This is a genomic window from Bacillus thuringiensis, assembly GCF_001182785.1.
In the GTDB taxonomy this organism is placed as follows: Bacteria; Bacillota; Bacilli; order Bacillales; family Bacillaceae_G; genus Bacillus_A; species Bacillus_A thuringiensis_S.
Map to the genome: position 1 here is coordinate 5,026,985 of NZ_CP012099.1, position 13,671 is coordinate 5,040,655.

The following is a 13,671-nucleotide window of genomic DNA, read 5'->3' on the forward strand; positions in this document are numbered from 1 at the left end:
AATTCACTCCCCACTTTGCTTAATTCCACAAACTGGACAGTAAGTAGAGTTTTTATCGATATGCTCATTACATGAAATACAATTTACCGTTTCACCTTCATTTTCTACTGCTAACATTGGGTTAGGCTTTCCACACGAACCACAAAACTTATCATTTATTGATAAAGGTCCACCACATTCACATGTAGCTTTTTCACCTTGTTGTTTTTGCAATTCAACAATGCGTTTTCTTGCTTGATAAATAGCTACATCAAATTCTTGAACTGGAGCAATCATTTCTTTTAAGCTCGCTTCATTTACTCCATTTCCTCTTAATTGAACGTACACTTGCTGTCCAACCTCTAATAGAACCTCTGCTTTTTTCTGCATTTGCACTTGCATTCCCTTTTTCAATTGAGCAATTTCTTGTGCAACTTGCAACTTCATTTTCCCTTGTTCTATTCCTTCTTGTAACTTATTCATTCCACTACCTAACTTCGTCTGTAAATCTGACAAATCATTTCTCCTCCTATACGTATATATTCATATATGAAATTAACATTTTATATATTACCATGATTTTCAAGTTATGTAATCCAAATTTCATTTTTTCTGTTTTGAGCATTTTTTGTTTATAATGGTAAAGGAAAGAAATATGTGTACGGAGGAATATTATGCTGCAACACTCAATTACGAAAGATGAAATTATGATGATTGCGAATGAGTTCGTTCAAGGACTAGATCCACAGCAAACAGCTGATCAGGAACATGTCGCTACAGCTCGGCACCTATATCGTAGTGGTGTTGTCTACAACGTTGACTTTGATGGTTATACACTATCAGGAACTGTAGATGCGGAAGGCAACGTATATAGCGTTCATATTCCGATTCGTAACGTCGCTGAAAGTTATTGTGATTGCTTCGCACCAACACAATGTGAGCATATGCTTGCTGTATTACTATCTGCAGCGTCTAGTTTCGGGCAAGTAGGAGATGTATTAACTTTATTTAAAAATAATACGAAACCTTCCCTTCCTCCTATTCGAACTGCAAGACAAGTATTGCAATCATCAGCTTTTGAAGAAACGGATTATAAAAGTTGGCAATCGTATTTTGAAAAAGAATATGAATCATTTAAAAAAGAACAAGCTCGGCTTACTTATAAACAAATGTATTTTCTTATGAGTATCTTTACAGATTTCTATACGAAACTTGAGCGGAAAGCTCCGCGTGTCATTGCGATACATGAATTATTCAGGTTACACGCAGCACTTTACTGCTTTCAAAAGTTATTAGAAGAAATTCAGGCATTCGACGCAAACAAAACGTATTCTTATCACCAACCTGTTAATGTCATTCGCCTATTTGTAGACAAAGTGGAATCCATCGTTCGGGACTTACAATCAGAAGCGATTCCTTCAGAGTCTGAAATAATTTTACAAGAAACAGCTCGTCTCGTTCATGAAGTATTCTTCTCTACCGACGCTTATACGCAAGAGCGATTTTTCATTTATCGTCACATATGGAGTGAACTTTTAAACAATAAAGAGAAAATACAAGAAGAAGAAAAACGAATCGATACGAAAATCAATCCACTATCCAAAGCGTTAGCGTCTTCCCATCTTCTCTTTTTGAATGACGAAGATCTACTAGCGATGGACTTACTAAAAAAACAGCCTGCTTCTGTTGTGAGTCTATACTTCTATTGGTTAGAAGAACTATTAAGTGCCATGCAGTGGGATCGTGCAAAAAATTGGCTTTCCTTTACGTATAAACAAGTAAAGAAAACGATCCAAGATCACGAAAATACGATTTTCATAAAAGATGTCGTTCGGCTATTTGTAATCATGTATGAAACATATGCAACACATACAAATGAACAAGCTGGTTTCGAAATGATCTTACAAGAACTATTACCGTATAGTTTCACAAACTATGAACAGTACGTACTCGCGAAAAAACAGTATCGCACATGGGCAGAACTTCATCTCCTATATGGATTTGAAGCAATTGAACTGTTGAAAGAGCCACTGAAAGATATTGAAAAAGAAGCGCCAGAAGCGGCACTCCCTCTTTACCATCTTGCTGCTGTAGAGGCGATTGAAGAACGAAATCGTAAATCATATAAACGCGCAGTTCGTTACTTAAAGAAATTACGTACATTATATAAACGATTAAAACGCACCGATGAATGGGATGCTTTCATTATTCACATTGCCAATCTCCATTCACGTCTGCGTGCACTACAAGAGGAATTACGGAAAGGAAAATTAATCGATGATCAATCAAACTGAAGTAACAATTAGGCTCCAGCATGTTAGTCAAGGTTGGTTCCTTTGGGGAGAAGATGACAGCGGTACTCCATTATCCGTAACAAGTTGGAAACGAAATGCATTCACATGGCACTCCACTTCTTTCTACGGTACGTTTCTAAAAGAAGCAACCTTCGAAGGAAAACAAGGTGTGCTGCTTACAAATGCACAAGCCTTTGAATACATTGCAAACAAACCGATGAATTCATTTGCACATATGCAAATAAACGGACCTATTACAGCACTTACGAAAGATGCAAATGAATTATGGGATGCCTTTACGAGTGGTAGCTTCGTACCAAATATGAATCATTGGTCCAAACAACCATCTTGGAAAGTTCAAAATACACCAATTGAAGATGACACATTAGCATCTCTTTTCTCAGCAGCAGTTAATGAAAGCATATTACAAGATAATCGCTCAAATGACGGCTGGGAAGATGCTAAAAGACTATATGAACATTACGACTTTACGAAAAGACAATTAGAAACAGCACTACATGAAGAAGATTGGCTTCGAAAAATTGGTTATATTGAAGATGATCTTCCGTTTACAATCGGATTAAGACTACAAGAACCACAAGAAGAATTTGAAATGTGGAAGCTTGAAACAATTGTGACACCAAAGCGCGGGGCGCATCGCATATATGTATATGAAAACATCGATTCCTTACCGAAAAGATGGCACGATTACGAGGAACGGATTACAGAAACACAAGAAGGTTTTAGTAAGCTCATACCGTGGTTAAAAGAAGGAGATACGTTCCGAAATGAGCTCTTTGAAACCGAAGCGTGGAACTTCTTAACAGAAGCAAGCAATGAATTACTTGCAGCCGGCATTACAATTTTACTACCATCATGGTGGCAAAATTTAAAAGCAACAAAACCGAAATTACGTGTCCAGTTGAAGCAAAATACAGCACAAACACAATCGTTCTTCGGTATGAATACGCTCGTTAATTTTGACTGGCGCATTTCGACGAACGGCATTGATTTATCGGAAAGCGAATTTTTCGAACTCGTTGAACAAAACAAACGCCTATTTAATATAAACGGTCAATGGATGCGACTAGATCCAGCCTTTATCGAAGAAGTAAGGAAACTCATGAACCGTGCCGATAAATATGGACTAGAGATGAAAGATGTCCTGCAGCAACATTTATCAAATACGGCTGAAACAGAAATTGTAGAAGATAATAGCCCGTTTACTGATATTGAAATCGAACTAGATGGATATTATGAAGAACTCTTCCAGAAGCTGCTTCATATTGGAGATATTCCAAAAGTAGATGTCCCTACTTCACTAAACGCAACACTTCGTCCGTATCAACAACACGGTATTGAATGGTTATTATATTTACGAAAGCTTGGATTTGGAGCATTGCTAGCTGACGATATGGGACTCGGGAAAAGTATTCAAACAATCTCTTACTTACTATATATAAAAGAAAACAATCTCAAAACAGGCCCTGCATTAATCGTAGCACCGACATCTGTTCTTGGAAATTGGCAAAAAGAATTTGAGCGTTTCGCACCGAATTTACGTGTTCAATTACATTACGGAAGTAATAGAGATAAGGGCAATTTATTTGAAGATTTCCTTCAATCGGCAGATGTTGTATTAACATCTTATGCATTGGCTCAGCTCGATGAGGAAGAACTGACTTCATTATGCTGGGATGCTGTTATTTTGGATGAAGCACAAAATATTAAGAACCCGCATACGAAACAGTCGAAAGCAGTACGAAACTTGCAAGCAAATCACAAAATCGCTTTAACTGGTACACCGATGGAAAATCGCCTCGCTGAACTTTGGTCCATTTTCGACTTTATTAATCATGGATATCTCGGAAGCTTAGGGCAATTCCAGCGCCGCTTCGTCACACCGATTGAAAAAGATCGTGATGAAGGAAAAATCCAGCAAGTTCAACGGTTTATCTCACCATTTTTACTGCGCCGAACGAAGAAAGATCAAACAGTCGCATTAAATTTACCAGATAAACAAGAACAAAAAGCTTACTGTCCTCTTACTGGTGAACAAGCTTCCTTATATGAACAACTTGTTCAAGATACACTGCAAAATGTCGAAGGATTAAGCGGAATTGAAAGACGCGGTTTTATATTACTTATGCTGAACAAGCTAAAACAAATTTGTAATCATCCTGCTCTTTATTTAAAAGAAGAAGAGCCACAAAATGTCGTTGAACGCTCCATGAAAACAAAAATATTAATGGAGCTCATCGAAAATATAAAAGATCAAAATGAAAGTTGCCTCATCTTCACTCAATACATCGGCATGGGGAACATGCTAAAACGTGTGCTAGAAGAAAAATTCGGCCAGCGTGTCCTCTTCTTAAACGGTAGTGTACCGAAAAAAGATCGTGACAAGATGATTGAGGAGTTCCAAAACGGAACGTATGACATTTTCATCTTATCCTTAAAAGCTGGCGGAACAGGATTAAACTTAACCGCTGCCAACCATGTCATTCACTACGATCGTTGGTGGAATCCAGCTGTGGAAAATCAAGCAACAGACCGCGCATATCGTATCGGTCAAAAACGATTTGTGCATGTTCACAAACTCATCACAACAGGAACGTTAGAAGAAAAAATTGATGAAATGCTAGAAAGAAAACAATCTCTAAACAATGCGGTCATCACAAGCGATAGTTGGATGACTGAACTATCAACAGACGAACTAAAAGAATTACTTGGTGTATAAAGTGAAACTTTAATCAGTGGGGGTTTTGTTCATCCCCACTGATTATTAGTTGAACCAATCGGGCTTTTACGGGCAGTTGATCACCTCCCTAACTTCTTTGCTTTCGCTGAATTTTGAGGTGGGGGTCTTACTGCCCGTTAATGCGGGATAGAGTGAAACTTTAATCAGGCCAGTTACGGGAAATTTTACTACCCGCAAAAAAAGAGCTAATCTGAAGTGACCCCTAAAAGTTAGACACGGTTATTTCATTAGGCAGCTTGATAAAAGTGAGTCCGGTATTGTACCGGGCTCATTTTTAATTTTGCCTTAATCCGTTTCGTATTATAATAATCTATATATTTTTCTAATTCTATTTTAAAGTGCTCTACATTTTCAAATTCTTTTATGTAGAGGAACTCCGACTTCATAATCCCAAAGAAATTTTCTATTACTGCGTTGTCGTAACAGTTTCCTTTTCGAGACATACTCTGGACGATAGCTCTTGATTCAAGTGTCCGGACGTACTGTCTCATTTGATAATGCCATCCTTGATCCGAATGCATCAGTAGCTGGTGGGTTTCGGGTAAACGTTCCAATGCTTTCTCTAACATGTCTGAAACAAGCGAATACGTCGGTCTAGAACCAATTGTATAGGTAATAATTTCACCATTATACAAATCTAATACAGGTGATACATACAGTTTTTCTCCAAACAATTTAAACTCTGTGATGTCTGTTACCCACTTTTGATTCGGTGCATCTGTATGAAAATTACGCTCTAAAATATTAGGTGCAATTCTACCGACTTTTCCTTTATAGGATTTATATTTCTTCATACGCACAACACACTTTAACCCAAGCTCTTTCATAATGCGCTGAACCTTCTTGTGGTTCACTTTCTGGCCACGATTCGTTAATTCATCACGAATGCGACGGTAACCATAACGACCTTCATTTTCCTCATAAATCGCTTTAATCTCAGCTTTCAAATCGGCATCTACATCTGGACGATTCATTTTCTTTACTAAATCATAATACGTGCTTCGAGGAATAGTAGCTAGCTCCACGAGTGCTTTGACCGAATATTTATGCCTTAATTCATAGACTACTTGCGCTTTGTCTTGTTTTGTGATTTTTCCTTGTTTTGAACTAAGGCATTTAACTTTTTTAAGTACTCATTTTCCATCTCAAGCTGTTTAATGCGTGCTTCAAGTGCTTCGACTGACCCTTCAGCTAAAGGTTGTTTTAATTGTTTATTTGAATCTTTTTTCATGGATGGACGCCCCTTTTTCTTAGATTGAAGGGCATCAATTCCTTGTGTTTCGAGCTGTTTTTTCCAAACAGAAATCGTTGAAGGGGCAGGAATATTAAAGATAGCTGCCGTCTCAAATAAGGACATACCGTTTTCAATCATAAAGTTTAGTACGTCTAGTTTAAATTGTTGTGTGTAATTTGTACATCGTTTTAGAAAAGCTTCCAGACCATTCTGTTTATATTGGTTTACCCAATTCAAAATGATTGTGTCACTTATACCGAGCGATCTACCCAGTTCTCGATAACTTTCATTTCCGTTCAAATAACGTAGAACGATTTGTATTTTTTCATCAGCTGTAAATTTAGCCATAGAAAAACTGCACCTCCAATTGTTAGACTGTGTCTAACAATTGGGGTGCAGTTCAATCTCGAAATGAGATTAGCTCTTTTTTCTATTCCAAAACCAATTACTTATTATAATCCCGGTTAATCCGCCGCACGTATCAAGCAATGAATCTTGCCACATTGGTGTACGGTCCCCCGTATACCATTGATGGATTTCATCAAATGTTGCATAACCTGCAACGAAAAGAAGGGCATATATAAAACATCTTTTCCTCGAATGACCTGATCGATGAAAAGCGTAATAAATCAATGAACCTAGCATAAAGAACACCATAAAATGAGCACCTTTACGAAGGAAAAACTCAATAAATCCGCCTACACCTTTATTCGCAATACTAACAGGGGTTCCTCCACCATAATCGATAGATACCCATGAAAAATGCTCTTTCACAAATTCAACATTTACATATTGTTCAATATCTGAACGCATATCCTGCTTTTTATATGGTTGTGCCGAAGAATAGAAAATCAGCCCCATCCATAGTAATACAGGAATCCAAAATAACCATTTACGATTCATTATCCAGAATTCTCCTCTCTTAATCTTTTAAGGGTACCAAAAAAAAGAAAAAATTTCACGCCAAAACATGACATTTGTACCCTATTTATAAAGTGAAAGGAGGTGATACACATGGCAATTGAAACAATCGTAATGGATTTAACTTTACGTCTTGTCTTAAACAACGGATTAGATAAGAACGGCAAAACAGTTTTCAAGAGCAAACAATTTAAACGTGTTAAAACAAATGCGAGCTTAGATCAAGTACACAACGTAGCTCATGCTCTCGCTTCCTTACAAGCATCACCACTTCACGCTGTACAACTTGTTAGCACATCAGATCTTTCTAAACTATAAAGTAAAACTCGGATCAGTGGGGATTTTATTCATCCCCGCTGATTATTAGCCGCAATTTAACCAGCAGACCCGAGTCCCGTAAATAGCGGGATAAATACAAAGGAGGGAATAACACATGCAAGTACTAGAGTTAATTTTCGCGAAAGAAGATGGAAAAACAGTCGTTTTTTCTATCGATACGCCCATCACACCAATCGATGCACAAGTCGTAAATCAAGTAATGGATACAATCCTTGCCTCATCTGTATTTTCATCCATTGATGAAAATACAAGAAAAAAGGGAGCTCGCCTTGTAGAAAAAAATGTATCTGAAGTTCCAATTACTCTATAAAATGAAAAAGACGAATCTGCATCATTTTGCAGATTCGTCTTTTTTCTTCGGCATTTCAATCGGAATAAAAATCTTTGAAAAACCGACGCATACGTACTTATAATGTTCTTCACCTATATCAAACTCAGTCGTATATGTTGAGAAGAATATATAATCATTTCGCTTCGTATAATGATCAATTAATAACCCAACTTGTGGCTCAACATACTTTTTCGCTAACTTTTTACCGGCCGATGCCAAGTCGCCAAGGAGACCCTCTTCATTCTCTTTTTGAACTTCATCTAGCTTCTTACTCACATCATTACGCTTCATAAACTGCTTCGCTGCCCATTCTGTATATTCTCCTTTACTCGGATTGCTGTTTGCTAAATATACTAGGAGAATGACAACTAAAGCCATAATAATATACTTTTTCTTCATACTATATCACCGCCTACTCTTTTCTATTTTCATATATATGTACAAGCGATGCAAATTAGAAAGACTATCACCTATTGATTGTAAACGAATAGCCAAAATTTACAATACAAAACAAAATATTAACACTTAATTTACTTATTCCGTATATAATTATATTCGAAATATTAATTTCATAAGGGAGGACTTAAAATCATGAATGATGAAAATAACATTATTATTTCTAGTTCTACTATGATGCTTGTTCCATACAATCACCCTTATTATCGTACAAAACTTATCGACAGTAGCGGAGATGATCTTCGTTCCTGCCAAACCGCATTACAACTCATCAAACAATCTTGCTTAACCCATATTCACTCTACTTATCAAGGCAGGCGTAATGCAGTCCAAACAAATTTTAGATTTAAACAAAACGTTCCAATTCCAATTAATCATCGGGAATACATTTGTACTTTTCCAACAGAATCTCCTTCATCTCCAAACTGTATATGGCTATTTTATAACCACATACACGATATAGAATTTTGCCAAAAGATTAAAAAGACTAAAATACACTTTTCAAATGGCACCACTACAACAATATCTATCAGTCCACATAAATTGCAGCAACAATTATTAAAAGCTGGATACATACTATCTCGTATGAACATGCAAGATTCACTACAATTTAAAAACCCCTTGTTACATTTACTATATTAAACTAACAAGTAGAATGGAAAGCAACATCTCTTGCCTTCCATTCTTATATTAATATTTATCCTTTTACACTATCTCGCATTTTCTCGAGTGCTTGCCGATACATCCATCTTACTTGATAATATGTCATTTCCATCTCTAACGCGATTTCTCCCATCGTCTTCCCTACAAAAAAACGTTCAAAAACAATATACTTCTCCTTCTCATCTAATACACTCATAAATTCCTTCACTCTCATTTCAACGTCTTCATAATGAAAGATATCCTCATACTCTCCTACACATACACATCTCTCCTGCACTGTGAACTCTTTCTTCAATCTCTCTAATATATAACCTCGCACCGTTACAACTGCATATGCAGGGAAACACCCCTTCTCCGCATCAAATCTTTCATATGCATGCCAAAGACCGATTAAACCACATTGATAATACTCTTCATAATCTTTACGAATACCTAATTTCTTTATTTGATTTACAATCATCCCTTCATACAAAACAACTGCCTCTTTAAAAGTCGCTGGCTTCACACAGTACCCGTTTCTAAAAGGTATACCTTTCTAGTATTCCGCGGTACCTTCACAATATAAAAATAAAGAAAAGATTTCACTGTGAGTAATTTCAAATACTACCGATGGAATTTGAAATTACACTATGTAGTATTTGAAATTTTGTTGGTGGTATTTGAAATAGGGATAAAAATAAAAAAGGTGACTCCCTTGAAGAGTCACCTTTTTCTAAAAGAATAAATTATGCACCAAATTTTGGAGCTAGACCACTTAAACTACTAAATCCAACTGAAAGAATAAAGAAAATAACAATTAAAATCGTTGCTTGTTTTTTACTTAATCCAGCCGTAATATGTAATCCTAATCCCATTACAACTAATGCCCAAATATTGAAAACTTCGAATGATGAAGCAGCACCATGAGCAACTGTACCTGGCTCAAATAAAGTTGCTAAACTTGTATAAGAAGTTTCAATATCTCCACCAATAATCATTCTAATAATAAAGTTCACAATTGCACCTAAAATTGAAATCGTATATGTGTAGACATAAATAGATAATAATTTCATGTATGAAGTATCATTACTCATAAACATCATAATCACTTTATAAATAGCTGCCGCAATGAAGAACCAAATCGCAGTACCAAATAGCCCACCAACAATACCTGCTCCTATTCCGAAGTAACCAACAACTTTAGCCGCTTCGGCATCAGGCACCTCACCCATTACATCAGGATGATTTACTACTTGATACATGCCAATCCCTGCAATTACAGCTGTTAATATAATGAAAAGGAAAAATGCCCCCCATACTGGACTTTTCGTCTTCATTCTCTCAAATTGCTCACCTGGAGAAGTAATCATTCCTAATAATGATGGCTTCTTCGCACCTACATCTTGCGTATTAATATTCGCTTCCATTATAACGCCTCCTTCTATTTATATAACCCGTTCTAACGGGCGGTTCACTTCCTCATGTAAGAGGCTACGAACCGCCCACTAGAACGGTAATGTGTAGTTCTACTACACTATTAATTATTCATAACGCAATGCTTCAATTGGATCTAATTTCGCAGCTTTGTTCGCTGGAATTAATCCGAAAATAATACCAAGTGTCATCGAGAACAGTACGCCTCCAACGACAACTTCCCATGAAACGAGTGGTGGCCATTTTGCGAATGTAGAAACGATATATGCTCCGCCATACCCGAGACCAATTCCGATTAAACCACCTAGAAGTGTTAACATAACTGCTTCAATTAAAAACTGTAATAAAATTTTACTACGCGTTGCTCCAAGTGCTTTACGTACACCAATTTCACGCGTACGCTCCGTTACAGATACAAGCATGATGTTCATAACACCAATTCCACCAACGACTAATGAAATACCAGCGATACCACCGATAATCATTGTCATAATACCGGTCATCTTCGAAATACCTTCTTGAATTTCTTTTAAATTCATAACTTCATATTTACCAGTTGCATCAGTCGGTTTACGACTATTTAAAACATCTGCAGCTTTTTTACCTGCTTTTTCTAGATTATCTACATTTTTTGCTTGAACAGAAATATTTTGAATTTCATCTTTCCCATACAGTGTCGGCCATAATGAAATTGGAACTAGTGCTTCTGATGGTCCCATTCCCATAAACTCATTATCTGATTTGTAGACACCGATAATTTGCATCGGTTGACCTTTCATTTCAATAATTTTACCGACTGGATTGGTATCCTTAAACACCTTTTCTTCCATTTGTTTACTAATCATAACAACGTTATTACCTTGATCCACATCTGATTCTTGTAAAGAACGTCCCTTTAACAACTTTACTTTATTTACTGCAAAGTACTCACTATCTAATCCAGTAATACTCACCATTTCTTTTTTATCTTCAATATCAAGTGGTTCCATGGTTGAATTTGTTGTTACCACATGTGCGATTTCTGGAATTTTTTTAATTTCAAAAATGTCTTCTTCAGTTATCTTCGGTGCTTCTACCATTCCCATACCGAAAGGATCGTTTATATCTGCACTATAATGAATCGGAACCGTTTGATTACCTGCCCCAACAAACTGCGATTTCAATGCAGCTTCCCCGCCTTGCCCAATTGCAACGACAGTAATAATCGAACCTACCCCGATAATAATACCGAGCATCGTAAGAGCTGAACGTAGTTTATGAGCTAAAATAGAAGATAGGGCAATTTTTATACTATCTAGTAAACTCATACCGCACACCTTCTATCTTCTGTAACTTTCCCGTCTCGCAGTACAATGCGGCGGGAAGAATACGCTGCTACTTCCTCTTCATGCGTAACCATAACAATCGTCGTGCCTTCTGCATTAAGCTTCGTGAAAATATCCATAACTTGCTCACCAGACTTCGTATCAAGTGCACCAGTCGGTTCATCGGCCATAATGAACGTTGGGTTATTCGCAATCGCTCTTGCAATCGCTACACGCTGCTTCTGTCCACCTGATAACTCATTTGGTAAATGATGCACGCGATCCGCCAATCCAACTTTACCTAGCGCCTCCAAAGCACGCTTGCGACGCTCCGCTTTCTTCACGCCACCATATACGAGCGGAAGCTCAACATTTTCCACTGCGGAAAGACGAGGTAGTAAATTAAAATGTTGGAATACAAAGCCAATATATTCATTACGAATTAAAGCAAGCTTTGACTCGTCTGCTGTTAAGATATTCACGTCATTCAGCATATATTCGCCTTCTGTTGGACGATCTAAGCAACCAATAATATTCATAAGCGTCGACTTACCAGAACCAGACGGTCCCATAATCGAAACGAACTCACCACTCTGAATCGTTAAACTAATACCATGCAAAATCGGCACCGCCAATTTTCCTTGATAATACGTTTTAGCAATATTATTTAACGTAATCATTTCTCTTTCACTTCCATTCCGTCATACACATCGTCGGAAGGATTTTTAACCACCTTTTGCCCCACTGTTACGCCTTCTACAACCTCTGTCCAGTCTCCATCAGTAGAACCTTTTTTCACATTTTGTTTACGAAGCTTCCCTTTATCCTCAACATAAACAAATGCATCATCGCCTTTTTCTACAATGCTCTTACTTGGAACAGCAATCATCGTCTTATTCTCTAAGTTTACTTGCAGAGAAACGTGATAACCTGGAGATAAACCATCTTGACTATCAAGGCTAGCTTTATATGTATATTGGGACATATTTTGAGTTGCTTCACCCATGCCGCCAGCTTGCGCCATCTCTGCACTCGTAGGGAACTCACTTACCTCTGTAATCTTACCTGTCCACTTCTTCTTATTATTTGCTTTCGCCGTTACAGTGAATGTTTGATCCTTTTGAATTTGTGACTTCTGAAGCTCAGTTAACGTACCTTGAACTTGGAATGGATCTTTAGAAGCTACTTGTAAAAACGATTTTCCTTGACCACCTAACGCTTGAGATGAACTTTGTGCCGCATCTTTATCTAACTTTTGAACAACACCAGCGAAATTACTATAGATCGTAAGCTCTTTCTGCTTCTTACTTAACTCTTCTTTCTGCAACTTTCCTTTTTCTTTCTCAAGGTCAGTTGTCTTTTGAGCTATCTCTAATTCGTTTACTTGCTCGTCCATCGGATCTGTTACTTCTTTCCCAGCTCCGCTATCTTTTGCCTTCTTAATTTCTTTCTTGAGCGAATCAATCTTCTTCTTTCCTTGATCATAACGCATATCCGCCATCTTCTGATCAAGCTCAGCTTGCTTCATTTGAAGGTTAATCTCTTCATTGTCATAAGAGAATAACTTCGTACCTTTTTCTACCTCTTGCCCTTCTTTTACCTCAATATCTTTCACTTTTCCTTTGGTCGGATCTGCATAGAAGCTTTCAATATTACCAGGCTTCACCTGACCAGAAATTAATTTTGTATTATTCAGCTTACGCTCTGTCACTTTCTCAAAACTTACAGCATCAGACGTTGTTGATGCACCCTTCTTCTTACCTTGCATAACAAAAATATTAATTGCCGCTACAATAACAATTAGTGCAATAACCCCAATAATAATCCATTTCTTCTTCTTGTTTGGAGTACGAACCGTATTTGGTAACATATTCTCTCTCCCTTTATAAATTAATAGTTTAATAAATACCATAATTGTATAAAACTTTCTGAAAATAAATTGTATATTATTACAATCTTTTTACAAAGTTTTACAC

The 13,671-nt window shown here is 37.0% G+C and carries 14 protein-coding genes; 5 read left to right on the plus strand and 9 right to left on the minus strand.

Annotation, left to right across the window (positions count from 1 at the left end):
* Window positions 1–3 precede the first annotated feature (3 nt).
* A complete protein-coding gene (locus AC241_RS26010) occupies window positions 4–495 on the minus strand; it encodes a zinc ribbon domain-containing protein (protein WP_001281749.1) in 492 nt (163 codons plus the stop codon).
* A 158-nt stretch (window positions 496–653) separates the two neighbouring features.
* Between AC241_RS26010 and AC241_RS26015 the strand changes: the two genes are divergently transcribed.
* Together AC241_RS26015 and AC241_RS26020 are read left to right on the plus strand one after the other, a co-directional pair.
* A complete protein-coding gene (locus AC241_RS26015) occupies window positions 654–2,273 on the plus strand; it encodes an SWIM zinc finger family protein (protein ID WP_043935840.1) in 1,620 nt (539 codons plus the stop codon).
* Window positions 2,257–5,013, plus strand: a complete 2,757-nt coding sequence (locus AC241_RS26020) for a DEAD/DEAH box helicase (protein WP_048564250.1) — start codon at window positions 2,257–2,259, stop codon at window positions 5,011–5,013. Before AC241_RS26015 ends, AC241_RS26020 begins: the two co-directional genes overlap by 17 nt.
* Before the next feature lie 248 nt (window positions 5,014–5,261).
* Here the strand turns inward: AC241_RS26020 and AC241_RS33445 are convergent.
* Together AC241_RS33445 and AC241_RS26035 are read right to left on the minus strand one after the other, a co-directional pair.
* Window positions 5,262–6,616 (minus strand): IS3 family transposase gene (locus AC241_RS33445; RefSeq protein WP_098630116.1). Its coding sequence is split into 2 segments (ribosomal slippage): window positions 5,262–6,163 and window positions 6,163–6,616, totalling 1,356 coding nucleotides; the frame shifts between segments, so codons are not numbered across the junction.
* A gap of 69 nt (window positions 6,617–6,685) precedes the next feature.
* Window positions 6,686–7,171 (minus strand): VanZ family protein, encoded by a 486-nt coding sequence (locus tag AC241_RS26035; RefSeq protein ID WP_023523524.1) that lies wholly within the window; start codon window positions 7,169–7,171, stop codon window positions 6,686–6,688.
* 111 nt (window positions 7,172–7,282) lie between these two features.
* On the opposite strand from AC241_RS26035, the gene AC241_RS26040 reads away from it, so the two are divergent.
* Both AC241_RS26040 and AC241_RS26045 read left to right on the plus strand, forming a co-directional pair.
* Window positions 7,283–7,507 carry a DUF1659 domain-containing protein gene (locus AC241_RS26040; RefSeq protein WP_000963861.1) on the plus strand — a complete coding sequence of 75 codons (225 nt, stop codon included), beginning with the start codon at window positions 7,283–7,285 and terminating at the stop codon, window positions 7,505–7,507.
* Between the two features lie 115 nt (window positions 7,508–7,622).
* Window positions 7,623–7,838, plus strand: coding sequence for a DUF2922 domain-containing protein (locus AC241_RS26045; RefSeq protein WP_001197593.1), 216 nt, complete (start codon window positions 7,623–7,625; stop codon window positions 7,836–7,838).
* Between the two features lie 21 nt (window positions 7,839–7,859).
* On the opposite strand, the gene AC241_RS26050 is transcribed toward AC241_RS26045, so the two are convergent.
* On the minus strand, window positions 7,860–8,258 hold the full coding sequence (locus AC241_RS26050; protein WP_000731400.1) for a DUF4359 domain-containing protein: 399 nt from the start codon (window positions 8,256–8,258) through the stop codon (window positions 7,860–7,862).
* Between the two features lie 192 nt (window positions 8,259–8,450).
* Here AC241_RS26050 and AC241_RS26055 point away from each other — a divergent pair, with 192 nt between their 5' ends.
* The gene (locus AC241_RS26055) at window positions 8,451–8,957 is read left to right on the plus strand and encodes a competence protein ComK (protein WP_050844733.1); all 507 of its coding nucleotides are present in this window, start codon (window positions 8,451–8,453) and stop codon (window positions 8,955–8,957) included.
* Window positions 8,958–9,012: 55 nt separating this feature from the next.
* Here AC241_RS26055 and AC241_RS26060 read toward each other — a convergent pair whose 3' ends face one another.
* From AC241_RS26060 to AC241_RS26080, 5 genes are all read right to left on the minus strand, one after another.
* Window positions 9,013–9,483, minus strand: coding sequence for a sigma-70 family RNA polymerase sigma factor (locus AC241_RS26060; protein WP_050844734.1), 471 nt, complete (start codon window positions 9,481–9,483; stop codon window positions 9,013–9,015).
* 220 nt (window positions 9,484–9,703) lie between these two features.
* The gene (gene yknW, locus AC241_RS26065) at window positions 9,704–10,384 is read right to left on the minus strand and encodes a YknW family membrane protein (RefSeq protein WP_000387917.1); all 681 of its coding nucleotides are present in this window, start codon (window positions 10,382–10,384) and stop codon (window positions 9,704–9,706) included.
* 114 nt (window positions 10,385–10,498) lie between these two features.
* Complete coding sequence (locus tag AC241_RS26070) at window positions 10,499–11,698, minus strand: ABC transporter permease (RefSeq protein ID WP_006922891.1); 1,200 nt, start codon at window positions 11,696–11,698, stop codon at window positions 10,499–10,501.
* Window positions 11,695–12,375: an ABC transporter ATP-binding protein gene (locus AC241_RS26075; RefSeq protein ID WP_000631624.1), complete on the minus strand. Its 681-nt coding sequence runs from the start codon at window positions 12,373–12,375 to the stop codon at window positions 11,695–11,697. The genes AC241_RS26070 and AC241_RS26075 overlap by 4 nt, the downstream gene beginning before the upstream one ends.
* Complete coding sequence (locus AC241_RS26080) at window positions 12,372–13,565, minus strand: efflux RND transporter periplasmic adaptor subunit (protein ID WP_000937333.1); 1,194 nt, start codon at window positions 13,563–13,565, stop codon at window positions 12,372–12,374. The genes AC241_RS26075 and AC241_RS26080 overlap by 4 nt, the downstream gene beginning before the upstream one ends.
* Window positions 13,566–13,671 lie beyond the last annotated feature (106 nt).